Raw genomic sequence first — 26,258 nt, 5'->3', positions numbered from 1 at the left:
AAAGGAGTAAAATATGCGAAAGGCTGCGTTTTTTGATCGGGACGGTGTATTAAATATTGATTCAGGATACGTCGGGACAACGGAGCAATTTTGCTGGCTTCCAGGAGCTAAAGAAACATTGCAAAGGCTAACTTTATTAGGGTATACTAATATTGTGGTAACGAATCAGAGTGGCGTTGCTCGAGGATATTATACTGAAGAGGCTGTACGGCAATTGCATCGTTGGATGTGTAGCGAGGTAGCACGAGCAGGAGGCAACATTGCAGCAGTATATTATTGTCCTTATTTAGAGGGAGCCTTGATACCTGCTTATAATAAGAAAAGTGATTGGCGTAAACCTGAACCAGGCATGGTATTACAAGCATGTAAAGATTATGATATTGATAAAACAAGATCTTTTCTTATTGGTGATAGTGTACGTGATATACAGTGTGGTCAACGGGCTGGTGTGGAGTCTTATCTATTTATGGGGGACAATTTATATGAATTTGTAAATAGAATTTTGGCAGAAAGGAAGAAACGTGGAATCATATAAGAATATATTGATTATTCGCATGAGTTCGTTAGGAGATATTATTCATACTTTACCGACTTTATATGCAATACGAAATAATTGGCCACAAGCACGCATTGTTTGGGCTGTGCATAAACAATTTCGCGATATTTTACCAGGAAAACCTTATATTGATGAAGTTGTATATATTGATGAACGGCAGTTTATAAATCCTTTATATTGGTGGAACCTGCATAAACAATTACGGGCTTATGATTTTGATCTTTCCTTAGATTTACAAGGATGGGCTAAAAGTGGTGGCGTTGCTTTGTGTAGTGGCGCAAAACGAAGAGTAGGGTTTTGGGAATTACAAGAAGGGAGTGCTGCGATTAGTACCCCGTTGATTGGAAAATATCAACATGGAAATTTGATTGAACGTTATTTGGATACAGTGCGTGTGTTGGGGGGGAAGGTGAATACGGTGGCATTCCCTTTGCCTGATTTTGCAAAAGAAAAGAAAACTATGACATACCGTTTGCAAAAAGATGGTTTACATAAACCATATGTTGTTATTGTGCCAGGAAGTCGTTGGGAGTTAAAAGAGTGGCCTGTTTTATATTGGCGGCAGTTTATACAGCGACTTATTTCGCAGCAAGTATCGGTGGTTTTATTAGGAAGTAAAGGCGATAAGAAAAAAGGAGATGTCTTACTAGAAGGTCTTCAGCATCCTTTTATTAAAAACTATATGGGGAAAACAACGATAAAAGAAATGATGGCGGTTATCCAGCAAGGGGCTTTATTTATTAGTGCTGATACAGGTCCATTGCATATTGCTAATGCACTAAAACGACCGTTAATTGCGTTATTTGGTACTACTTGTGCAGAACGAAGTGCACCCTATTATGGAACTGATAATGCACATATTCATACTATTATATCACCGACATCTAGAGCTACCGTTTGGCATCCTAAAATAAAAGATGCACAGTGTATGGCACAAATTACAGTAGATCAGGTATGGCATATGTATAAGCAATGTTGTATGGAAAATGGAATAGCATAATACTTTATATTTTCGTTAGGATAGAGTATACTAAATGTAGTATTATATGCGTGGGAGGGTATTGATATGAAAAGGATATTGTTAGCGGGTACAGTAGTAATAGGACTCATGGGTAGTACAATGGGGTTATATTCTGTAAATGCAGCTACCCCGGGTACGTTAAAAGTAAATGTAAATTATGGATTACAGCAAAAAGAGGGATCCCGTCCAGCAAATAATCATTTTGCAGGTGGCGATGTTATCTATACGGTGACACCTAAATGGAATGTACAGTATAGTCATCATTATGCCCGTGGAAATACGGGAAATCATATTCAAGAACAATATGTAACTGGCGGATATCATTTGACGGATAATCTTACTGCCTATGCTGGTGGGGCGTATATTCAAACGGAAGTTGATGGGACTTATCGGAGTGCTTCGGGATACCAATTTGGGGTACGGGGAGAAATGGACTTACCTTATCGATTCAAAGGATATGCTAATATTGGCTTAGGAAATCGAACCCAATCGTATGTAGTTGGTGTGGGATATCCCGTATTACCTGGTATTGATGCACATGTTCAATATCGTAATAGCAAGGTGGATGCGGCAGGATATAAGGATACGGTCAAAGGAGTACAAGTAGGGGTAGGATATAGCTTTTAATACATAGGAAGAATAAGAGGATCCGCTTCCAAGGAAACGGGTCCTTTATTTGTATCATTTGATATAAATTGGCTTGGTTAGGTTATGGAAGAGAGGAATTTAAAAAATATATAATGGAACGAATTTATTTGGATTATGCGGCGGCAACGCCTTTAGATAAACAGGTATTAGAGGATATGCTTCCTTATTTAACCGCACAATATGGAAATCCATCGAGTCTGCATTATTTTGGACAGCAAGCACGTGCAGCTGTTCAACGGTCAAGAGAAATTGTTGCAAAGGCTTTAGCTGTAAAAAATCAGGATATTGTTTTCACGGCAGGGGGAACAGAAGCTGATAATTTAGCTATTTTAGGATATTTGCGTGCTAATTTTCCTAAAGGTGGTCATATTATAACCACGGCTATTGAACATCATGCAGTGTTACGTACCTTTGAGTGGTTAGCTACACAAGGTTATGAAGTTACGTTTTTGCCAGTTCAGGCGGATGGACGCGTAGACATACAGACAGTTAGAGCGGCTTGTCAGAAAAATACAGTACTTATTTCGGTTATGGCCGTAAATAACGAAACTGGCATGATTCAGCCGATAAAACAAATTGGCATGTTAGCACATGAATTGGGCATTGCTTTTCACGTAGATGCCGTACAAGCATTTGGATATATCAATATACAGCCAAAGCGTATGCATATTGATTTGTTGACGATTTGTGGACACAAAATATATGGACCTAAGGGTATAGGTGTGTTGTATATTCGACCAGGCATACAGGTACATGCTAATTCCTTTGGTGGACCACAAGAACATCGCTTGCATGCGGGAACAGAAAATGTACCGGCAATTGTTGGTCTTGGCTCGGCTGTTAAGTTGGTAGAAGCCCATCGTCAAGAATGGGCTGAACACGTATTTCGGTTAAAAAAACGTATTTTCCAAGAATTTATTGTATCTACCAAGAATGTACGTTATAATGGAACTTTAGAGAATAGTGCACCCCATATTATGAATTTTAGTATGGCTGAATGTGATAGTGCCGTTTTATTGATTCGTCTGGATCGAGCAGGGATTGCTGTATCGGCTGGGTCTGCGTGTGAAGCGGGAGCAGCTCAAGCTTCACATGTATTACAAGCGATGGGGATATCTTCAAAGTGGTTAAAGGGAAGTTTGCGTATTTCGCTGGGAAAAGAAACAACGGAGACGGAAGTGGATCGCTTTATTGCGGTTATGAAAGATATCGCCGCGGTTTTTGATAAAGGAGCAAGGATATGAAACAATGTGTAGCAGTAGCAATGAGTGGTGGGGTGGATAGCTCTGTTACGGCTGGCTTACTAAAGAAACAAGGTTTTGATGTGATTGGGATTACTTTACGGTTATGGGAAGAAGAGAATACTTGTGTTGTAACCGATAATATTCATGCGTGCTGTTCTCTCGCATCTGTAGATGATGCGAAAGAAGTGGCTGATGTATTGGGAATTCCTCATTATACTTTAGATTTTCGACAGGTTTTCTCACAAGATGTTATTTCTTATTTTGTAGAAGCGTATACGCAGGGGAAAACGCCGAATCCATGTATTGCTTGTAATAAGTGGATTAAATTTGGTTTGTTGTGGGAACAAGCAAAGCAATTTGGTGCGGATTTTTTAGCTACGGGGCATTATGCACGCATTGTTTACGATAAGGATAGACAAGTATATTCGTTGCTACGAGGAGCGGATCGCAAAAAAGATCAATCGTATGTTTTATATCAGTTGACTCAAGAAGTATTGCCTCATTTGTTGTTTCCTATGGCGGACTTTGCGAAGGCAGATACGCGGGCGTTGGCAGCAGAATGGAAATTACCTGTATTCAATAAACCGGAGAGTCAAGATATTTGTTTTATTCCAGATAATGATTATAAATCTTTTTTACGTAAACGTGTTCCTGCCTGTTTTCAGCCAGGTGATTTTGTGGACACGACGGGAAAAGTCATAGGTAGACATCAAGGCATTCCTTGTTATACGATAGGACAAAGACGAGGCTTACAGTTAGGGGGACCGGGAGGCCCTTATTATGTTATTGCTTTAAATGTAGCTCATAATCAGGTTATTGTTGGTTCTGAAAAAGAATTGTTTACGACACATGTTCCTATTTACGAGGTTTCGTGGGTAGAAGAAATTCCAACGAAACCCTTTGTTGCATTAGGGAAAATTCGATATGCTGCAAAGGAAGCGTTGTGTCAAGTATATCCGTCAACAGAAGGAATGACATACGTTGAATTTCAGCAACCGCAACGGGCAGTTACATCTGGTCAGGCCTTAGTATTGTATGATGTCCAAACGGGAGAGCGTGTATTGGGTGGCGGTATTATTAAATAAAAGGAGTAATAACGGTGACGACGAAATATATTCGTAATTTTTCTATTATTGCACATATTGATCATGGTAAATCAACATTGGCAGATCGCTTATTAGAACGAACAGGAACGGTATCACAACGCGAAATGGAAGCACAGCTATTAGATACGATGGATTTAGAGCGTGAACGAGGTATAACAATTAAAGCACAGTCAGCACGGCTGATATATGATGCGAAAGATGGACAACAGTATTGCTTGAATTTAATTGATACGCCTGGGCATGTTGATTTTAACTATGAAGTATCGCGTAGTTTGGCTGCGTGTGAAGGTGCTTTATTGATTGTCGATGCGACACAAGGGGTAGAGGCACAAACACTAGCCAATGTGTATTTAGCATTAGAACATGATTTAGAAATTATTCCTGTCATAAATAAAATTGACCTACCTAGTGCTGATCCAGAACGGGTACGACATGAAATAGAAGATGTTATTGGTTTGGATGCTTCTGAGGCTATTCTTGTGAGTGCTAAAACCGGAGAAGGTATCGATGAGGTGCTAGAGGCGATTGTAACGCATATTCCAGCACCACCTGAAGCGAGTGATAAACCATTGAGAGCATTAATTTTTGACTCCCATTTTGATTCTTACAAGGGAGCTATTGCCAATGTGCGTGTTATGGAAGGGAGTATCCGACCGGGTCAAAAAATTCGTATGATGGCAACGAATAAAACTTTTGAAGTCATTGAAACGGGCGTATTTTTACCACAAATGCATACAGTTTCTTCACTGGAATGTGGGAGTGTAGGATATTTTGCTGCGAGCATGAAAAATGTTCGTGACTGCCGTGTAGGGGATACGGTTACGTTAGTTGATAAACCGGCGGCTGAACCGCTTCCAGGATATCGTAAAGCTGTACCGATGGTGTATTGTGGCTTATATCCTATTGAAACGAATGAATACGATGCGCTACGGGATGCTTTGGAAAAGTTACATCTCAATGATGCGGCTTTGTTATTTGAACCGGAAACATCTACGGCTTTAGGGTTTGGTTTTAGATGTGGTTTTTTGGGTTTGTTGCATATGGATGTTATTCGTGAGCGGTTAGAGCGAGAATATGGATTGACGCTAATCACTACGGCACCATCGGTTATTTATCATGTATATTGTACTGATGGGACGATGGTTCCTGTCGATAATCCTTCGCTTATGCCGGATATGACAAAGGTAGATCATGTGGAAGAGCCGTTGGTAAAAACAACCATTATTATTCCTAAAGAAATGGTCGGAACAGTAATGGAAATTTCACAACATCGTCGTGGTCAGTATATTACCATGGATTATTTAGATGATACTCGTGTTTCCTTAGTATATGACTTGCCTTTATGTGAAATTTTATATGATTATTTTGACACATTAAAATCAGCTACGAGAGGGTATGCTTCGTTAGATTATGCGTTACATGGGTATCAAGAATCACCGATGGTGAAGATGGACGTTCTTTTAAATGGCGAAGTAGTGGATGCATTAAGTGTTATTGTTCATCGTGATTTTGCGGCTCGGCGTGGGCGTGCATTAGTTGAAAAATTGCGAAGTCTTATACCGCGGCAACTGTTTCAAATTCCTGTACAAGCAGCTATTGGTAATAAGATTATCGCCCGTGAAAATGTGGCTGCACTGCGAAAGGATGTCTTGGCTAAATGTTATGGCGGAGATATAACACGTAAACGTAAGCTTTTAGAAAAGCAAAAGGAAGGCAAAAAACGGATGAAACAGTTTGGGACGGTAGAAATTCCGCAAGAAGCCTTTATGGCGGTATTAAAGGTTGATGAATCGTGATTGGGGTGTATGTTCACATTCCATTTTGTATTAGCAAGTGTGCCTATTGCGATTTTCCCTCGTATAGTGGCTGTGAATCACTGTACGAGGAATATATTCAGGCCGTATGTCGAGAAATCGAAACATATCAGGGGGAACGGCACGCTGATACAATTTATTTTGGCGGGGGAACACCATCTCTTTTGCCAGTGGCTCTATTAGAAAAAGTACTGGTTTGTTTACGGCACCAATTTATTGTGTCCGAAGATGCGGAAATTACAGTAGAAGCTAATCCCGATAGTCTTACGTTTGATATGTGTCGTCAGTTAGCGACAATCGGTGTCAATCGCCTTTCTGTGGGGGTACAATCTTTTCAAGATGATGTATTACGATATTTAGGTCGCCCTCATACAGGGAAGATGGCATATCAACTGCTTGAAGGGATTCCTAAAACGGGGATTACGAATATTTCTTTAGATTTGATGTATGGGCTACCTGAACAAACCGTGGAAATGTTTCAACAAGACATCGAGATGATTCCCACTATTCCCGTGACTCATGCGTCTATTTACAGCCTTATTGTAGAAGAACATACCTTATTATACCGGCAAGTGCAACAAGGTAGTATATTGTTGCCAATGGAAGAGACGGTAGAGCAAATGAAAACTATCTTATTTTCTAAAATGGCCGAATGGGGATTTTATCATTATGAAATCTCGTCTTATGCTAAAGAAAACTATGAATCTATTCACAATAGTAAGTATTGGAAATATCTTCCTTATATTGGCTTTGGTGCAGCGGCACATTCTTTTGATGGAAGGCGGCGCTGGGAAAATGTACGCAGTATAGCACAATATATTCGCTATAGTAATCAAGATAAATGTATTTTTCATCAATTTGAGGTTTCTCCTCAACAGGGGATGGAAGATTTTTGTTATTTAGCTTTGCGTATGCGGCGGGGGATATCTTATCAAGCGTTTTATAAGCAGTTTCAGACGAATATAGAAGATGAATTTGGGAAGGAAATAGAGCGTTTATGTACGCAAGGATTATTGGAGAAAACACAAGATGGTGTTTGTCTTAGCGATTTGGGGTTGGCCTATGGAAATTATGTGTTTAGTCAATTTATCCGTGTATCCTCATAAGTTTAGAAGGTATAGCGTATTATCTTGACAATATATTTATGTATTACGTATACTAAAGAAGATACGTGTTTGTGGTTGAAAGTCGATGCCAGTCGCAGGCAAAGCGATCCACGTAAGGAATTTTAGAAAATTCTGATCATAGTGCGGCCTAGAAGTAAGTCCTGCCGTATAAAACGAGAGAGTGAGTAGTGGGGGATGAACATCTAAGAGCGAAAGTTCCAGCAGGCGAGTGTGGGGGTAAAGACCAGGTCAAGCGTATTGGAAAAAGCTGTGTTTCGACATAGCTTTTTTTTTGCTTTAAATTTGACGTTTTATATTACGTATAGTAAAATAAAAAAGTGTTTATTTACTTGCAGGGGGATATTTATGAAAATAGATATCAAGTTATTAAATGCAGAAATACAACAAAATCCATTTGATTCTTTTATGCATTTTCAAGTGATAGAAGCAGAAGATGATAAGTTGGTTCTGACATTTCACAATAAAGGGGTAACTTGGAATAATCCTAATCAAACTATGTATGGTGGCGTTTTGTATGCAATGGCTGATTCGGCGATGGCATTAGCTTGTAAGGCTTGCGGTAAAGTTGTAGTGACGTTAGATTTGGCAATGAATTATTTGTCGCCAGCATTACCAGATACAATTATTTATGCACATGTCCATTTAATTCATCAAGGTAGAACGACTGTCGTAGGTCTTTGTGATTTTTATGATAATAACAAACGGTATTTAGCACATGGACGTGGTACTTTTTTTGTTATGTCTACGACGGCAAATGGGTGAAGGTATGAATATAGAAGAAAAGAGAGAGCAAGAAAAAAAGATTTGGGAATATATTACACATGAAATAATCAATAAGGCCCCTTATTATAAGCAGTTACCATTTGTTTTTAAACGTTTATCGCGAGGGTTAGCTATTTTAGAATTTCGTATTGTACCCAAATTTGTTAATACGCAGGGAATTGCATCAGGTGGCATTTTGGCATCTTTTTGTGATAGCGTGATGGGGATGGCTTGTCGAACATTAGGGCATCATGTGACAACGCTTGAAATTAATATGAATTATATTCGTCCTATTTCTGTGGAAAGTCGAATATTAGGGGTTGGTAAGGTACTCCGTGAAGGAACACGGACGGTTGTTGTAGAATGTGAGTTTTTTAATGAACGAACAGAGTTAGTGGTAAAGGGACGTGCGTCCTTTTATATATTACAAAAAGACAAAAAAGGGAATTAAAGGAAGGTTGGTAAAATGATAAATTTTTCGTATACGGAAGAACAACAAGATATAATTCGTACGGTGCGTGCACTGGTGGAAAAGGAAATAGCTCCCTATGCGGCAGAAATGGATGAAACGGAAAAACTTCATGACGGCCTTTTAGAAAAATTAGCAGCACAAGGGTTGCTAGGTGTAGTTATTCCTGAAGAGTATGGCGGAATTGGATTAGATACGGTTACTATTGCTGCACTGTATGAAGAATTAGGTAAGGGATGTGCTGGTGTTGCTACGACTGTAGCAGCTAATGCTTTGGCATCGTATCCGGTTATTATTGCAGGGACAGCGGAACAAAAGAAACAATATTTTGATGTGATTAATGGTGAACGGTTAGCGGCTTTTGCCTTGACGGAACCGGGAACAGGATCAGATGCAGGTTCTGTATCTACGCGGGCAATAAAGACAGATGATGGCAGTGGCTATGTTTTAAATGGAACGAAGTGTTTTATTACCAATGGTGCTTTGGCAGAAATGTTTGTCGTGTTTGCTAATACGCGTAAAACTGGTGGCATACGTGGTTTGACAGCGTTTATTGTACGTAAGGGTACACCTGGATTTATGATTGGCAAAGCAGAAAATAAAATGGGGATTCGCGCTTCTAATACGACCGAATTAATTTTTCAAGATTGCTTTATTCCCGTAGAACAGCGTTTGGGAAGAGAAGGACAGGGGTTTAGAATTGCTATGAACACATTAGATGCAGCACGTCCTTTAGTCGGTGCTGTATCCGTCGGTATTGCTGAGGCAGCATTTAAAGCGTGTAGTGAATATGCTAAGGTGCGGGTACAATTTGGTAAACCTATTGCATCTTTTGAAATGGTACAGCAGATGATAGCGGATATGGCGATTGAAGTAGAGGCGGCACGTATGATGGTGCAAAAAGCATGCTGGATGCGTGATCAAGGTGTTGATTTCAGTCGACAGGCAGCTATGGCAAAATGCTATGCATCGGATGTAGCTATGCGTGTTACTACTAATGCTGTACAAGTTATGGGTGGATATGGATATATGAAAGATTATCCTGTTGAAAAATACATGCGTGATGCTAAAATTATGCAAATTTATGAAGGCACTAACCAAATTCAGCGAATGGTTATTGCTAATAAGACATTATATTGATATAATAACTACAATATGGTTAATATAGTGATGATAAAGAGGGTATAAGATATTTTCGCGATACAGGAAAAGCGTTCATTGATTGAGAAACGTTACGTTGAAATCTTATACGTTCACTTTTGAGCTTTTTGTTGAATAGAGTAGGCAAAACGGGAGCTCCCGTTATTGAGCACCTGAGAATTTGTTAGGGTGGTACCGCAGAATAGATTTCTGCCCCTTAGGGGGTAGAAATCTTTTTTTTAGGAGGTAGGAATATGCAGACAAATATGGAAAACCTCAAGGCAGAGGTAAAAAAACAACTAGCAGCATGTAAAAAAATACAGGATGTACAAGACATACGGGTGAAGTATTTAGGTAAAAAAGGGGAAATTACGGGATTGATGAAAAACATGAAAAATTTGTCCCCCGAAGAACGCCCTGCCTTTGGACAGTTAGTTAATGCGACACGTACTGAAGTGGAACAATGGATTGAAGCACGTCGTGAAGAAGTAAAGGCACAAGAATTAGCTAAACGCTTGCAAGCGGAAACGATAGATATTACCTTACCTGGAAGAATTTCCGCAATAGGACATGAACATCCTTTGCATATTACGCGGAAAAAGATGGAACAGGCTTTTTTGCGAATGGGATTTTCCTTAGTAGAAGGACCAGAAATAGAAACAGATTATTATAATTTTCAATGTTTGAATTTTCCTGATGATCATCCGGCAAGAGATATGCAAGATTCGATGTATATTACTGATTCTATTTTGTTGCGTACGCACACATCGCCTATGCAAGCACGTGTATTACAGCAGCACGCAGCGAATGAAGCGGTGAAAGTTATTGTACCTGGAAAGGTATACCGCTGGGATTATGATGCTACCCATTCACCAGTTTTTCAACAAATGGAAGGACTTATTGTAGATAAGCACATCCGTTTTTCTGATTTAAAAGGTATGTTAGAAGATTTTTTACGTGAAATCTTTGGCGCATCAACGAAAGTTCGTTTTCGTGCGAGTTATTTTCCCTTTACGGAACCTAGTGCAGAAGTGGATATTTCTTGTGTCATGTGTGGTGGTTCGGGCTGCCGCGTATGCTCGCATACAGGGTGGTTAGAAATTTTAGGTTGTGGTATGGTTCATCCTAATGTTTTACGACTGAATGGGTATGATCCGACCGTTGTCAATGGATTTGCCTTTGGTATGGGTGTAGAACGCATTGCGATGCTTACATATGGTATTGATGATTTACGGCTGTTTTATGAAAATGACATGCGTTTTTTGGCACAGTTTTAAGGTAGGGAGGAAGTCATATGAAAAGTTCATTACAATGGATGAAAGAATATGTAAATATAGATTATATTACAGATCCGCAACAATTTGCAGATACGTTGACGATTGCTGGCATTCCTGTGGAACAGGTAGAATATTGGGGGCAAGATATTAGTAAAGTATATAGTGGAAAAATCAATACGATTGAAAAACATCCTGATGCGGATAAATTATTGATTTGCCAAGTTGATATGGGAAAGGAAACCCTACAAATTGTAACAGGGGCACATAATATTCAAGAAGGCGATATTGTTCCTGTTGCTGTGCATGGAGCACATTTACCTGGGGGTGTAAAGATTAAAAAATCAAAATTGAGGGGAATATTATCGCAAGGGATGTTTTGTTCGGCGAAAGAATTTGGTTTTGATGATACGGTATTGTTGCCCGAAGAACGTGAAGGTATTTGGATTTTACCGGCGGATACACCCGTAGGAGAAGATTTGGTAACGTATTTGGGTATTGCCGATACTGTTTATGAATATGAATTAACACCCAATCGGGCCGATTGTTTTTCCATGGTGGGATTAAGCAGAGAATTTGCTGTTTTGGGTAAAGCACAAGCAACGTATCCTAATATCACGTTAACTGAATCGGCAGACCCGGTTGATTCTTATTTGACTGTATCTGTGCAAGATGCGGATCTATGTTCCCGTTATGCGGCACGTGTTCTTACGCATGTTAAGATTGGTACATCGCCGTTATGGTTACAAATGCGATTGCGTAAATCAGGGGTACGTCCGATTAATAATATAGTTGACGTAACGAATTATGTCATGTTGGAATTAGGTATCCCTTTGCATGCGTATGATTATGATAAAATAAAAGATCATCATCTTGTGGTACGTCGTGCTGCTGAAGGGGAAGAGATTCAGACCTTAGATGAAACAAAACGCATTTTACATAAAGATATGTTAGTTATTGGAGATACGGAAAAAGCCGCCTGTGTAGCTGGAATTATGGGTGGTTTGGCTACGGAAGTTACGGCAGAAACGAAAACCGTAATTTTGGAATGTGCCTCTTTTAAGGGATCTAATATTCGGCATACTGGACGTACTTTGGGATTGCGTTCGGAAGCATCTGCACGTTTTGAACGGGGACTTGATGCGGAAGGATGTATTGCTTCGTTAAATCGTTGCGTTCAATTATTACAACAAATAGCGGTTTGTGAAACGGCAGCTGGTATTGTTGATGTTTATCCACATAAACAAGAAGTAAGACATATTACTTGTTCCGCTACACAGATTAACGAGTTTTTAGGTACGGATATTGCCGAAGAACAAATGATTTCTATTTTGCAAACATTGCATTTTATTGTCCAAAAAGAAGGTAACGTGTTGAACGTTACGGTTCCTTCTTATCGTGGTGATTGTACTGAAATGCCTGATATTGCAGAAGAAGTAGCTCGTATTTATGGCTATGAAAATATTCCATCGACTCGTCCATGGAGTCATATTACGGAAGGAACGGAAACACGTTCACATCAGTTGCGAGAAAAATTTTCTGATGTATTAAGTCGTTATGGACTAAGTGAAACAGTAACTTTTAGCTTTATGAATACTCCGTCTTTGGAAAAATTATTATTTCAGAAAGACGATAAAGTATATCAAGCTGTTCCTATTTTAAATCCGATTACAGAAGAATATCCTTACATGCGGACTACCTTATTACCTTCTTTGATGGATGTTTTAGCGAGAAATCAAGCGGTTAAAAATCCTACGGTTGCTATTTATGAAATAGGGGCAGTATACATACCGAAAGCATTGCCTTTGGTAGAACAACCGGAAGAACATCAGCAAGTGATGGGACTTTTATATGGAAAACGAATAGGCCAAGTTTGGAACGATGTGGCACAAGAATATGATTTTTATGATGTAAAAGGAATTGTTGAGTATGTTCTGCATACCTTTGGCATTCAAGCAACGTTACGACGCTCTACATTTGCCCCGTTGCATCCGGGAAAAGCAGCGGAATATGTGATAGATGATCACGTTTTATGCCGTTTTGGAGAGCTGCATCCACAAGGGGTGGATCAATATGATGTGGACGGTCCTGTTTATATGTTTGAATTTGATATCGACACGTTGTTGCCATATGTTCAATTTTTACCGAATTATCAAAAGATAGATAAATTCCCTGCTATGAGTAGAGATTTAGCTTTTCTTGTTCCTGAAATGGTTTCGCATCAACAAATTATGGATATTATCCAAAAAGAAGGCGGCTCTTATTTAGAATCAGTTACTTTATTTGATTCTTATCAAGGGGAACAAGTACCTAAAGGGTATAAAAGTTTGGCATATGCATTAGTATTTAGATCAAGTGAAGGAACACTTACGGAAACGGATATTCAAGGCGATTTAGACCGCATTATACAAACGTTGAAAGAACAATTCGCTTGTGAATTAAGATAATACAGACCACAATAAAAACCGCTATGATCATGTAGGTCATAGCGGTTTTTGTGTTTTTGTGTAAACGTTTTCCGTCAGGCGGTTGGTTTTTTCTTGTGGAACCGGTCCGGCGGATTCGGCGTTAGGTAGTTACAAGACAACATATTTAAAGGCAAAAATGATAGCTAAAATATACATTAAAGGGCTAATTTTTTTGTAGTGTCCGGTAGCTAAATTAATGATTACATAAGAAATAATACCGAAGGAAATGCCTTCAGAAATACTATAACAAAATGGCATGCTGATGATGGTAATGTATGCCGGAATTGATTCGCTGAAATCATTGAAGTCAATGCCGGTTACCGAGGTCAACATGAGGAACCCTACGATAACTAATGCCGGGGCGGTCGCAAAGGCAGGAATAGCCATAAAAATCGGTGCCAGAAACAGCGAAAGTGCAAAGAATATGGCTACAAATACAGCTGTTAAGCCGGTGCGTCCGCCTTCACTGACGCCGGTAGCACTTTCCACATAGGTGGTAGTGGTACTGGTACCTATTAAGGCACCTATGGAAGTGGCTACGGCATCGGACATTAAGGCCCCTTTAATACGGGGTAATTTTCCTTCTTTATCCAGCATATTGGCTTTGGAAGATACGCCGATTAATGTTCCCAAAGTGTCGAAGATGTCTACAAAAAGGAAGGCAAACACGACAACTGCAAAGTCCAAGGAGAAGAAGCGGGTAAAATCGAGTTTGCCCAGCAGAGGGGATAAACTGACGGGCGTAAAGGAGGCGATACCGGCGGAAAGATTGGGAATGACACTATACATATGAAGTTCGGGATTTGGTACATACCAGCCTATTAATTCACAAATGACTGCCAGAATCCAAGTAAAGAGAATACCCAAAAGAATATTGCCACGCACTTTTCGAACAATTAATGCCGCTGTTAATAAGATTCCGATCATGGCAATGAGGACGGTAATGCCAACGGTATGAAAGGAGCCGTTAAGTAAAGAATGTTTAAAGGAAAATAAAGATATTTTTGTGGCAGGATTGGCAACAATAATTTGTGCATTTAAGAGACCAATAAGGGCAATAAATAAACCAATCCCTGCAGAAACGGCTTTTTTTAAGGTTAGGGGAATTGCATTAAAAATAGCTTCACGAACATTGGTTAAGGATAAGACAATAAAAATAATCCCTTCTACGAAAACCGCTGCTAATGCCATTTCCCAAGTGTATCCCATTTGTAAAACTACCGTATAGGCAAAAAAAGCGTTTAGTCCCATACCGGGAGCCAAAGCAAAGGGATAATTGGCAAAGATGGCCATGCATAGCGTGCCTACCAAAGAGGCTAAGGCGGTAGCGGTTAGCACGGCACCTTTGTCCATACCGGTAATACTCATAATTGTCGGATTGACAGCCAGAATATATGCCATTGTCATAAAGGTCGTAATCCCAGCTAAGAGTTCCGTTTTCACGTTTGTTCCGTTTTCATGTAAATGGAATAAACGATTCAAAAAACCAGAATTGTTTGTCATAGTACACTCTCCTTTGAGAAAAATAATAATAATTGAATATGTGTATTATAGGATATTCTGTTGATTTGGACAATAGGTGAAGTAAATTTGCTTGTTGTTCGCTACGTTTTTTTTTAGGATATTCGTTTTTATCTATATATGAAAAGATAGACTATACTCGGTTTTTATGGTACATTGTAATGTGTTTTATATTATTTATAGGCTATATAGAGATAGACAAAAATAAAATTTATACAGTTGTGAAAGGTGTGTAACAATATAGGGAGAACAAACGATGACAAACAGCAAGGCATTTACTATGTGTGGTTACGGGCAGAATTAAATGTACCTTACCAAGCTGGAGCAGTTGGGTATATAAAATTTCAAGAATCGATTTAGATATATGTAAAGACGGTGTACTTAAAGCAAAGCGGCGTTTTAATTAAGCTGTATCTGTTTAAACTAGCTTCCTAAGCCGCCGTATTTATGTTGAGAAGGATGACTAACGGCAAAACGTAAGACGATGTATTACTGAAAACATGGGAGAAAAGAACTCTATAAAATGTCAATATCTAACAATTTATTAACAGATTGATATTGGATATGCAGAACAGATAATAACTCTCTTTGCCGTTCTAGAAAATAAAGATACGAGTAAGTCGATATTAACAAACGAAAGTAATTTTCATAGTGATAGATACGGAGGGTTTAAAATGATGGAAGCAGGTGATATAGGAAGAGGCAAAAAATTCTCATCTTTATCGGCGATCCTGGTTCGGGAAAAAGTAAGGTCATTCGAGATTTATTGAAGCAGACGGGTGGAAAATTTGTTAATTACGGTAGGGTTATAGAGAAAATAGGATATATGACTTGCATATTTATCAGAAATAATAGTAAAATATATAAATCTTAGCTTAAAAAACTATGGAGGTTGTACAGGATGAAAAAGGCTGTATGGTGGTTAGCAGTACTAACGGTGATGATGACCGGTACGGTGACGGCAAATGATTTATATACATATCGTTATGTTAATTCGGACGGTACGATTGTCAATATTACGGATGCGGGATATACGAAAGTGGGAGAAGTAGCGGTTGCAGGAAAAACGTATTGGGTGGCTTTTTCGTCGGTACCTAAGTCGCAGGATACGATTATCGGTAAAGTGGCAACGAATGCGCCGTTGCCTAAGCACGGTGGTTTTACGGTTACCAAGCGGATGCCTGATCCGGAGCAGCCGGGGGAGCAGATAACAGAAATGGAGGAAGAAATTCCTCGTTCTTTATATGGTTGGGAAAAATCCCCTCATATATGGGGAACCATAGACGGAACAGCGTTTTCTATACCGAAGACGCCGGGAACTATGGTATTGCTTAATAATGCCATTCATATAGAGCCTACCGACAGGGATACAAATGTGGATTTGGCGAAGATCTGTTTACAGAATGGTGAAACACATGGGAAGGTGTCCGCAGTGACGGAGCCGGCAGCGTGGTGGACCCATTATACGTCGGCACATATACAAAATGTGCGGGTAGTGGGAACCAAGCGGTTGTTATGGGAACGAGATGCGGCGGGGAAGTGGAAAACCGAAATGAAGCATACGATGTTTGAGAAAGAAACGCAGCTTCGTGTATGGACCATCGGTAACAATCGCACGGGGCGTGATAAGAGTGTAAACAGTATGTATTTCTTTTACGGACAAGAGGCCGGTCGATATTTCAGGTCGTCCGTTCTTGATGAAAGGATACAGCGGATTACGAATCCGAACGGCTTTCATGTAGCCAATGCCAAGACGGATATGTTCGGCGTGGGATTTCGTAAGACTAAACCTTTTTCACACGGGCTGTACGGAGAAGTGCTGGGGCAATATGCCGTATTTGACCGTCATATACATACGGTAAATGACGGCATATATGGCAGTCAAAAAGCGTCCGTACAGGGAGCGGATGTGGGACTGTCGGTGGAAGCGGGGCGGCATATAGAGGTCATGTCTCATGTATCTTTACAACCGGAAGTGCAGTATACGTATCATCTGTATGATCAACATGCGTATACGGACAGTTTGCAAAGGAAATTCGGGCGTATATATCGACATGAAGAAGACATCCGTGTCGGTTTGCAGGTAGCGTATAAGGGGATTTATGCGAAGGTGAACCGATATTTTTCGTGGTATAATCAGCATCGTTTGCCGGTGGCAACGGAATATGAAGTCGGGGTGGCACGACATTTTCATCAGAACGGCGAGTTGGGGGCGGCAGTTTCCTCTCGCACGCAGGTATTGTGGCGTTCAAGAAAGAGCGGCAAGACGTATAAAAAACGGCAACAGACCTATCGGTTTTGGGCACAATTTCACTTTTAAGCGGTGTGTCGATGGCATCTGTAAAGGAATGACAAGAAGGGGAGAAATCGCATGAAAAAAATGGTATATAGTGTTTTGGTCGCAGCCTGCTTATTAATGACCGAGGTTGCGGCGGCAAATGATTTAAATACATATCGGTATATCCATCCGGACGGAACAGTGCATGAATTGACGGATACGGATGATTATATGGAAGTGGGAAGAGAAACGATAGAAGGGAAAGACTATTGGGTAGCCGTCATGATTCGTCCTCGAGATGAGTACACGGATATATATAAGCTGAAAACTAATGTACCGATAACTAATGCGGGTCCTTTTATTTTGCGTAACCGTACGAAGAATCCGCAAGACGGTACGGACGTGACCGAATGGGAATGGCCGATTCCGCGCATGGCAAATGGGGGATGGGTGGGATCCTATGCTGTAACGTGGAATGTTCATGGGAAAACGTATAGAATTGGCGATACCAAGGGAAGATTTGCATTACTTAATAATGTCATACACATCCTACCGTCCGACACGGATAACGGTCTTGATTTGGCGAAAGCGGGCATTATGAGCTTGGAGCGGCGAAACGTGGCGGCAGCGGGAAAAGAGAAGAAATCATCGTGGTGGACAACGTATACGACAAATCGGATACATCGAAAATATTTCGGCACCGCTAAGATATCGAAATGGAAAGTCGATAAAGATGGGAAACGGCAAATAGAGGAAAGGTGGAAAAGGTTTTTTAAGAATTCCTATAGTCAGGTGTTAGGTGTCGGAAGGAATACAATCGGACAGGATGGGAGCATTAGCGGGATGTATTTCTTTTATGGGCAAGAAGAGACGCAATATATACGAAGAGCTATTACGGATGAAAATGGTACCTTTATTCGTAATGAAGCAGGGTTTCATGTAGCGAATGGAAGTACCAAGATGCTTGGCGGCGGTTTAAGCAAGACAACGTATTTTTCGCATGGACTGTATGTAGATGCGTTGTGTCAGTATGCGGTTTTCGGTAGAGATATACATACGGTGAATGACGGTGTATATCGTAGTCAAAAGGCTTCCGTACGGGCGGATGATATAGGGTTGTCCTTGGAAGTAGGGCGGAAGATTCAGATGCGGAATCATTGGTCGATGCAGCCGGAAGTACAGTATACATATCATCACTATGTACAGGATCCGTATACGGACAGTTTGCAAAGAAAAATTGCCCGGGCGGATATACGGGATCGAGAATTTAGAGTCGGTATGAAGGTCATGTATCGGGATATATATGTTAAGTTCAATAAGTATTTGAATTATACAGACGGTAAAAAGTTAGATACAGAAACGGCAATCGGGATAGATAGGGAAAGAAAAAATAACTACAGCATTCATTCTTCCGTGACGTATCGAACGGGGGTACAGCGAGAGGAAGAGCAGGTACGGCTGAATATTTCAGTGAAAAAATATTTATAAATCGGCAAGGCGCGTTTTCAAGGCGCCCGGTAAAGACGGCAGCTTCGCGGCGAAATGCGAAGTATGCCGTTTTTTTATGATCCGCACCGGTTGGTTGTAAAAACAACATCTTGTCGGCAGGGTATTAAAAAATACGAAGCTACAAAATTCAAAAAGCAGACTCGCTTTACCGTTAAGGTACGAGCGAACACATTTTCAATACAGGCGTTTCTCTTCCTTTAAGGGAGACAAAAGAATAAAAGCAACAAGAGTAGAAATATAGTAGCAATTAATGAATGGAAAGAAAAAAACAAAAATTAGAAAAAGAAGTGAAAGCACTAAAAATATTGGTCTAGCATTTGATTAAATAAAAGCACGAATGATCTATGTGCAGTATCTTAGCTATAGCGATTATGTAGTTGGATAATAAATAGATGCCGCCTGTACGTTATAGGTGGCATCCATTTTTTTGTTGCGTTACAATAGGAAGCTTTCATAGACGGTTGTTTTTTACAAGAATTTTATGGTGGAATATATTGTCATATTATTAATAAAAAATAAAAAATTAGTGAAAAATGTGAGAAAAATGTCGGATTGGATTATTTTATGTCCAAATGGAGTAGAAAAAGTACTCGGGGGGGGGTATATTAAAAAGGAAAATAAGAATTAATATCATAATAGAGAGAGGGGAGTATATGAAAAAGTTTCAAAAAATAAGCATAACGTTGGCGGTTATGTCCTTAATAGGTTTTAGTGGTGCTTATGCAGAAAATCCTTTTGTCGATGTGCCGTCTGACAGCTGGGCATATCGGTCAGTGGCAGATCTTGCAAATTCCGGCATCATTCAAGGCGTAAATGGGAAAGAGTTTGAAGGAAATCGGTCCATTACTCGCTATGAAGCAGCAGAAATTACGGCGAAAGCTTTAGCGCAAGTAACACGGGCGAATACATCGCAACAGCAAGTTATTTATAAGTTGGCACGGGAATTTGCAACGGAATTGCAAACACTGGGGGTACGAGTGGATCAATTAGAATCCCGCGTAGGTACGGTAACCGTATCGGGAGATGCCCGTTTGCGTTGGCGGCATCAGAAAGCTATGTTGGGGCGGTATGAATATTTCCGGTGGGATTATGAGACTAAAAAGTTTGATAAGTACGCTACAGCATATTATGAAGTTGATGTGGGATATAGCGGTGAGCGAGCTTGGGATTATCAGGTAAATTTGCGGGCGGATGCACCCGTAAACGAAAGGGTAAGTCTGCATGTGGGGGTTACAACGGATAATCAACAGTTTAGCAGTAACGAAACGGCACAGGCCACTAAAACTTTTATTAATCGTGCCTATATTAATTATCGGCCGCTGAAGCAGGTTCTTCTGCAAGTAGGACGATTCGATGATTACACATTGGGCAAAGGGTATCAGTACGGGGATGTTTTGGACGGTGCGATTATTCGTCATGAAACCGGCCAAGGCGGTCTTACTGCCGGCTATGGTAAATTAAAGAGCGGCGATACTACGATGGCACAGGTCTATGCTTTTGATGAGCAGGGCAATCAGAAAATGGTGGAATGCCCGGGTAATAAGTGGAGTAAAATATATGGATATACAACGGCACCCCTTCAGGTAAAAACGGCTTTTCTGTCGGGGGATACGGCACTGAATGAAAATACACGCATAGGTCTTTATTATAGTCGATTTATGGTACCGGCCAAATATCGTTCCTTGCCCGATGGGACGGAAGCACATAAAACCTATCAGTCCGCCTTCCGTGCAACATCGCTTTGGGGAACGTATTTGGATTTTCTCTTTCCTCATGAAGGGCGTTTACTCTTAAATTATGAACAGGTACAGCAAAATGATGCGGCAAAAGTGATGGCCGATGAGCGTGGCATGAAAGCCAAACCGGCCATGTGGTTAGGCCGGTTTACCCTTGGTAATGTACAGGAGAAAGTCGGTTCTTGGGATATGTGGGTTGAATATTTGCATGCCGACAAGGGTGCACAAGTAGGCGGCTCTTCGGCATCGTGGCGTAAAGATGTTGATAATATCAAATCGGTGGGACTGGGCCTGGATTATCGTTTGGCTAAGAATGTGACGCTTTCCGTTGCACAAACGATTAGTTCCAGTTGGATAAATCGTACACCCGAACGCGTGGCTCCTTGGAACAAAATTCGTTGGCCTGATGATAATAAAGGTGAAACTAATTATCGGGAAAAAACAAGCGAACCGCAAGAATATACGAGTGTTTCCTTAAAGGTAGTATTTTAATGAAGGAGAAAAGTATGAATAGACGAGCTTATATGGCCGTGGTTGCGATCTTATTTAGTAGCATCGGCATGGGCGGCATGCTTGATGCGGCTTCGTATACGACGGGACAGGTCGTAGTAAAGGCGGAAACGGCACGAGAAATGATTCAAAAAAGACCGAAAACGGTAACCGTTGTCGGCAAAAAAGAAATTAAAGAAAAAAAGATGCAAAATTTACGTGATGTCCTGGAAGCGGTTCCGGGGATGTCGTTTAGTATTGATCCGATGAATCGAACGAATTATTCTCTGCGAGGAGCAGAAAGTCGGCACGTTCCCATTATGATGGATGGAATGAAAATAAGCGGGGAACTGGCAAAACTATCGGGGGCAGCCAATGAATTGGAACGATTTTCAACGGAGGACATTGAACGTGTTGAAATTACACACGGTATTTCCGGCGCTCGCTATGGTGCGGATGCCATTGGGGGCGTGATTAATATTATTACGAAACGTCCGCAAAAAACGGGTGGCTATCTTGAGGTGGAAGCACGACAGACGGCACATGACCATCAAGGGGAACAGACCTATCATATGGGATATAATCTGGTAGACACGCATAAGCAAGTAAAACTATGGGGTTCGTGGTCTAAAACGGCACCGCATTATAATCATGCGTATTGGGATTATGATTTCGATTTAAACGATCCTAATGATCCTGATCATGATTTCAAAAAATCGGAAATTTTGAAACAAATGGAAACGGCTAAGACACCGAAGAAGGCAAGTCGGATTTCCGATAATTATTTTGGTAAGCGCAGTCAGTGGGGAGCGACATTTTATTGGCAACCGCAAGACTCGACCGAAATCTCTTATGCCTATGATAAGATGATAGATGATACGCAGACGCGTAATTTTTTGGGGCGAATAAATTTGGGGCATCTTAATATAGGTATGGAATGGGATTTTGTCAACGACAAAAATAAAGATCTCTTTTGGACGACCTACTTACAGGGCATGAATCATATTATTCGCGATAATCATATGCTGTCGGTGCGTCATTTTTGGGATAAGGGCGAACTTCGCTTGCGCATAAAAGATTCGATGTATCACAAGCATTTTGCCACTCTCTTGCGGACCGTTATGTATAATCTTTATAAGACTGATTATATGGAAAGTAATGATCGGACGTATGAACTGACTTGGGAAGGGTATCCTAATCAGCAACATGGGGTTACTTTGACAACCCAGGTGAAGACTAATTACGGCATGGGCTCGCGGATGATCGTGCCGGGACATCGGGTGCAAGATTATGAGGGATTGACCAGATCGGGTGATTTATTTGATCCTAATGCAGAAGCGTTAACTAAAGAAAAAAATATGGGGATAAAAGCAATTCCTATGTATCGTGCCGATATGCGTGAATGGAATATTTCTCTTGCCGATGACTGGCAGATTAATAAGCAGTGGCGTATTTTGCCGATTATTCGGTATACACATCATACGACAGGAAATCAGTTCAGTGGTGAAATAGGCACGGTGTATGCACACAAGAATACGAAAATCAAATTTAACATTGGTACGGGATTTTCGACACCCGGTATTATGGAACGGTATCATGCGTTTTTAATGATGCCTTTAAGTGTACTTTGGGAAAAAGGCCCGAAAACCAATTATTGTTTAAATCCTGAGGATCCGGAAGATAAGCGCATTTATTATTATCCCGGTTGGTGGTGGGAAGGCAATCCGCAGTTACAGCCTGAAAAGGCCTTTGGGATGGACCTTTCTCTGGAAAAAAAGTATCATAAAAGTAAAGCGAAGATAACGGCATTTTATAATAATATTCGCGATTATATGAATTTTTTCCGAACGGATAGAAAGTTACCGCCGAATCATCCTGCTAATTTGCAGGGAAATGATTCGATATATTGGATTTATAGTTATAATAATTTGGATCGGGTCACCTTGTCGGGGGTGGAAGCGGAATATACACAGTACATTAATCCGTACTGGACAATGACCGCTTCGGCTACATATCTCCATTCGATTGAAACCAAAACGGGCAAACGGCTGACGATGAAACCGGAAATGAAGTATTTATTCACGTTACGCTATAAAAAAGATAAATGGAGCGGTTCGTTCTGGGGAGAATATAGTACGAAGTACATTGATATTTTCGATAAAAAATATATTCGCGTGGATATAGCCGACGGTATTCCGAAAAATTATGGCATTTGGAACATGCTTATTGAACGGCAACAAAATAAAAATTATTCCATCTATGCGGGTGTTAATAACATCTTTAATTACGACTCACCAAGTTTGGGGATTTATGGCAGAGTCATTCGTATTGGCCTTTCCGCGAAGATGTAACGTTGCTTATATAGAGTGAGATTTAATAGGGAAAGTCGGTGGTTTGTGTTGTAAAATGGGAGCCTATATAGCCGGGAAATGTGGCTATATAGGCTCCCGTTTTTAATGATGGAGAAATCATTTAATGATGTAATGCCGTCTTTTTTTATTGGAGAGAATAAAATAGGTAGATCATTTTAAAGCTAATAGGCAGCGGTTTAAACTTCTTCGAATCAAGCTGGAACCCTCAAGGCTACAATGCAAGCCATATCAAGAAAAGATACGTGGATATACAAGTTCACTATGTAAAAAAAGACTTATACGAGATTGGTAAGACAGAAATAAAATCACCACAAGACAACCTTATCCCAGTTTATGATATAGATCGAACAATTTGTAACATCATAATCGACAGAGATAAAATAGATAAGCAAATTTTTATAGAAGCCTTAAAAAGATACTTTAAATCACCAAATAAAAATCTAAGACGACTCATAAAATACAGTAGACTATTTAAAATAGAAGATGAAATTAGAAAATATATGGAGGTATTATCGTGATTAATATCGAGAGTATAAAGGGAAAGATAAGAAGTCTGGCAGAGAAGAAAAATAGTATAAACATGTGAGGCTATAATATTTGTATTAGCATTATCGGGTATAATTTAATAAATCCTTGTACAATTTAAATGAAAGGTGGTGGAAATATGGATATAATGAAATCATTTAACTTAGCAATAGACTATATTGAAGATAACTTAACTAATGAACTTGGTGAAAAGAAAATAACACGGATAACGGGATATTCATTTCCAATGTTTTCAAGAATATTTTCAATCATATCAGGATATTCATTATCTGAATATATAAGGTTAAGAAAGATGACAAATGCTGCAATTGATTTAAAAAATTCAGATAAAAGAATTATAGACATCGCAATAAAATATGGTTATAATTCTCAAGATTCTTTTGCTTTAGCTTTTAAAAGTTTTCATAAGCTAACTCCAGGTCAAGTAAAAAAAGGAGAAAAGTATCAATATTTCCCAAGAATCTACTTTTCAATTTCAGTTCAAGGAGGAAATCAAATGGATATTAAAATTGAGAAAAAGAAAGCGTTTAAAGTAGCCGGTATTAAATCAGATGTGACTAAGAGTTCAAATTTCTCAAAAGTTTGGGATAGACTGGTTGAAAAAGTACCAAGAGAAAAATTTGAAGAGCTTGGGAATGGTCAACTCTTTGGCGTAGGATATGACTATATAATGGATGAAGAAGATTCATTTATATATTTAGCTGGTTTTGATTTGAAGGATGAGGTAAAAGCTAAGGAGTTAGGTTTAAATATACTCAGCATTCCTGAAAAAGAGTATGCTATTGTAAGCTTACAAGGACCTATACCAAAGTGTATTCACGAAGGATGGAAGTATATTATTTCATATTTCTTCCCTAAAGAAGGATATAGACATGATGAAAGTCCCGATTTTGAAGTATATGGAGATGGAGACCCTAATTCAGAAGATTATAAAATGGAATTATGGGTTCCTATAGTAAAAGAATAATTTAAATTCATTTAACGGCATCTATCAAATGGTAGGTGCTCTTTTGATGGCTATTAGTAAAAATAGGAATGAGTAAAAAATCCAATGAAACTAGACCTAACAACAGGAGATGCAATAACACCAAGGGAGATAGAATACACCTATCTTTGTATCTTTAGCAAAAAAGATATAAAAATAATGGCATATCCACTAGAAACAATTCTCGCAGAAAAATACGAAACCATAATCAGAAGAAATATAACAACAACACGAATGAGAGACTTTTACGACCTATACATCCTCTACAAACTAAAAAAAGATGATATAGATTATAAAATTTTAAAAGAAGCAATAGAAAGAACTTCCGAGAAAAGAAAAAGTCAGGAGGAAATGCAAGACTATGAGGAAATAATCGAGGACATAAAAGAAGATTCATACCTAAGATCCTTATGGGAAGTATATTTTAATGAAAATAAATATATTGGAGATTTGACCTTTGATAGGGTTGTTGATGTGGTAATAATTTTATCAAATAGGATTAATGAGATGTAATTTAACAGACACTGTCTGGCAATTAATAGGAAAGAAAAAAGAATTAGAATAATTAAAACAAGGAGATACTGTAAAATCTTCGAAAAAATAAAACAAGAATTAAGAAAGATAATAAATATATAGGAATGTTCGTATATTGTATTCTAAGTTATTAAAATCAAAAGAACAAGTAAAGAGTCAAGATAAAGATGAAAAGACCATATTAGGATAAATAAAAAGCTTTAGAACAGATGAAAAAAAACTAAGTAAAGTAAGAAATATTACAGCGAATGTACGAGGGATAAAATTCGGCAGTCTTTGGACTGCTTTTATTTTTGGCTTATTTAAAGTGATATATCAAGTGATTGAAAATAAACTATAGTTAATGTTATACTTAATTAGAATGCAATAACAAACATAAGTACATTTTAAATGTATATATGTACGAGATTAGCTATTAAAAAATCTTGGAGGTTATATGCAATTAAGTTATAAAAGGTTATTTAAAAAACTTATTGATTTAGATATGCAACATAATGAGCTTATGAAAAAAAGCAAATGTAAGTAGGAGTACATTTTATAAATTAAAGAATGTTGAGAATGTAACTGCTGATGTTTTGCTCAGAATTCGTGAGGCATTGGATTGCGACATATCAGACATTATGGAGTGTATTAAAAATGATTGACATAATAAACGGAGA

19 protein-coding genes and 2 pseudogenes are annotated in these 26,258 nt (G+C 39.3%); 20 read left to right on the top strand and 1 reads right to left on the bottom strand.

Annotation, left to right across the window (positions count from 1 at the left end; genetic code table 11):
* The first annotated feature begins 13 nt into the window (after window positions 1-13).
* The 12 genes from HMPREF1040_RS01690 to pheT all read left to right on the top strand — a co-directional run bounded on the left by HMPREF1040_RS01690 (window position 14) and on the right by pheT (window position 13,608).
* Entirely contained in the window at window positions 14-535 is a 522-nt protein-coding gene (locus HMPREF1040_RS01690; protein WP_007392217.1) for an HAD-IIIA family hydrolase, read from the top strand.
* Window positions 522-1,556, top strand: coding sequence for a glycosyltransferase family 9 protein (locus tag HMPREF1040_RS01685; RefSeq protein WP_007392282.1), 1,035 nt, complete (start codon window positions 522-524; stop codon window positions 1,554-1,556). The genes HMPREF1040_RS01690 and HMPREF1040_RS01685 overlap by 14 nt, the downstream gene beginning before the upstream one ends.
* Window positions 1,557-1,622: 66 nt before the next feature.
* On the top strand, window positions 1,623-2,204 hold the full coding sequence (locus HMPREF1040_RS01680) for a hypothetical protein (protein ID WP_007392153.1): 582 nt from the start codon (window positions 1,623-1,625) through the stop codon (window positions 2,202-2,204).
* 113 nt (window positions 2,205-2,317) lie between these two features.
* Window positions 2,318-3,469 (top strand): cysteine desulfurase family protein, encoded by a 1,152-nt coding sequence (locus tag HMPREF1040_RS01675; RefSeq protein ID WP_007392258.1) that lies wholly within the window; start codon window positions 2,318-2,320, stop codon window positions 3,467-3,469.
* A complete protein-coding gene (gene mnmA, locus HMPREF1040_RS01670; protein ID WP_007392144.1) occupies window positions 3,466-4,554 on the top strand; it encodes a tRNA 2-thiouridine(34) synthase MnmA in 1,089 nt (362 codons plus the stop codon). The genes HMPREF1040_RS01675 and mnmA overlap by 4 nt, the downstream gene beginning before the upstream one ends.
* A 14-nt stretch (window positions 4,555-4,568) precedes the next feature.
* On the top strand, window positions 4,569-6,371 hold the full coding sequence (gene lepA, locus HMPREF1040_RS01665; RefSeq protein WP_007392253.1) for a translation elongation factor 4: 1,803 nt from the start codon (window positions 4,569-4,571) through the stop codon (window positions 6,369-6,371).
* Window positions 6,368-7,495, top strand: a complete 1,128-nt coding sequence (gene hemW / locus HMPREF1040_RS01660) for a radical SAM family heme chaperone HemW (protein WP_007392270.1) — start codon at window positions 6,368-6,370, stop codon at window positions 7,493-7,495. Before lepA ends, hemW begins: the two co-directional genes overlap by 4 nt.
* A 366-nt stretch (window positions 7,496-7,861) precedes the next feature.
* The gene (locus HMPREF1040_RS01655) at window positions 7,862-8,278 is read left to right on the top strand and encodes a PaaI family thioesterase (protein WP_007392269.1); all 417 of its coding nucleotides are present in this window, start codon (window positions 7,862-7,864) and stop codon (window positions 8,276-8,278) included.
* A gap of 4 nt (window positions 8,279-8,282) precedes the next feature.
* Window positions 8,283-8,729, top strand: a complete 447-nt coding sequence (locus HMPREF1040_RS01650) for a PaaI family thioesterase (protein ID WP_036257335.1) — start codon at window positions 8,283-8,285, stop codon at window positions 8,727-8,729.
* A gap of 18 nt (window positions 8,730-8,747) precedes the next feature.
* Complete coding sequence (locus HMPREF1040_RS01645; protein WP_036257333.1) at window positions 8,748-9,887, top strand: acyl-CoA dehydrogenase family protein; 1,140 nt, start codon at window positions 8,748-8,750, stop codon at window positions 9,885-9,887.
* A 254-nt stretch (window positions 9,888-10,141) separates the two neighbouring features.
* A complete protein-coding gene (pheS, locus tag HMPREF1040_RS01640) occupies window positions 10,142-11,164 on the top strand; it encodes a phenylalanine--tRNA ligase subunit alpha (RefSeq protein WP_007392178.1) in 1,023 nt (340 codons plus the stop codon).
* A gap of 17 nt (window positions 11,165-11,181) precedes the next feature.
* Complete coding sequence (gene pheT, locus HMPREF1040_RS01635; RefSeq protein WP_007392264.1) at window positions 11,182-13,608, top strand: phenylalanine--tRNA ligase subunit beta; 2,427 nt, start codon at window positions 11,182-11,184, stop codon at window positions 13,606-13,608.
* Between the two features lie 129 nt (window positions 13,609-13,737).
* Here the strand turns inward: pheT and HMPREF1040_RS01630 are convergent, their stop codons facing one another.
* Complete coding sequence (locus HMPREF1040_RS01630) at window positions 13,738-15,132, bottom strand: NCS2 family permease (RefSeq protein WP_007392280.1); 1,395 nt, start codon at window positions 15,130-15,132, stop codon at window positions 13,738-13,740.
* Window positions 15,133-16,051: 919 nt separating this feature from the next.
* Between HMPREF1040_RS01630 and HMPREF1040_RS01625 the strand changes: the two genes are divergently transcribed.
* From HMPREF1040_RS01625 to HMPREF1040_RS01590, 8 genes and pseudogenes are all read left to right on the top strand, one after another.
* Complete coding sequence (locus HMPREF1040_RS01625; RefSeq protein WP_007392145.1) at window positions 16,052-17,470, top strand: autotransporter outer membrane beta-barrel domain-containing protein; 1,419 nt, start codon at window positions 16,052-16,054, stop codon at window positions 17,468-17,470.
* Window positions 17,471-17,521: 51 nt separating this feature from the next.
* Window positions 17,522-18,916 carry an autotransporter outer membrane beta-barrel domain-containing protein gene (locus HMPREF1040_RS01620; protein ID WP_007392168.1) on the top strand — a complete coding sequence of 465 codons (1,395 nt, stop codon included), beginning with the start codon at window positions 17,522-17,524 and terminating at the stop codon, window positions 18,914-18,916.
* A gap of 674 nt (window positions 18,917-19,590) precedes the next feature.
* Complete coding sequence (locus tag HMPREF1040_RS01615; protein ID WP_007392170.1) at window positions 19,591-21,165, top strand: S-layer homology domain-containing protein; 1,575 nt, start codon at window positions 19,591-19,593, stop codon at window positions 21,163-21,165.
* A 14-nt stretch (window positions 21,166-21,179) separates the two neighbouring features.
* Window positions 21,180-23,513, top strand: coding sequence for a TonB-dependent siderophore receptor (locus HMPREF1040_RS01610; RefSeq protein ID WP_007392199.1), 2,334 nt, complete (start codon window positions 21,180-21,182; stop codon window positions 23,511-23,513).
* 685 nt (window positions 23,514-24,198) lie between these two features.
* Entirely contained in the window at window positions 24,199-25,047 is an 849-nt protein-coding gene (locus HMPREF1040_RS01600; RefSeq protein ID WP_007392222.1) for an AraC family transcriptional regulator, read from the top strand.
* A gap of 84 nt (window positions 25,048-25,131) precedes the next feature.
* On the top strand, window positions 25,132-25,578 hold the full coding sequence (locus HMPREF1040_RS01595; RefSeq protein WP_007392150.1) for a nucleotidyl transferase AbiEii/AbiGii toxin family protein: 447 nt from the start codon (window positions 25,132-25,134) through the stop codon (window positions 25,576-25,578).
* 118 nt (window positions 25,579-25,696) lie between these two features.
* Window positions 25,697-25,786: pseudogene (locus HMPREF1040_RS08270) on the top strand (DNA-binding protein); the annotation flags it as partial.
* A 249-nt stretch (window positions 25,787-26,035) separates the two neighbouring features.
* Window positions 26,036-26,243, top strand: a pseudogene (locus HMPREF1040_RS01590) (helix-turn-helix domain-containing protein).
* Window positions 26,244-26,258 lie beyond the last annotated feature (15 nt).

This window comes from Megasphaera sp. UPII 135-E (assembly GCF_000221545.1).
Lineage (GTDB): Bacteria > Bacillota > Negativicutes > Veillonellales > Megasphaeraceae > Megasphaera > Megasphaera hutchinsoni.
The sequence above is the reverse complement of the archived record's forward strand: the minus strand, read 5'-3'. Positions and strand labels throughout refer to the sequence as shown.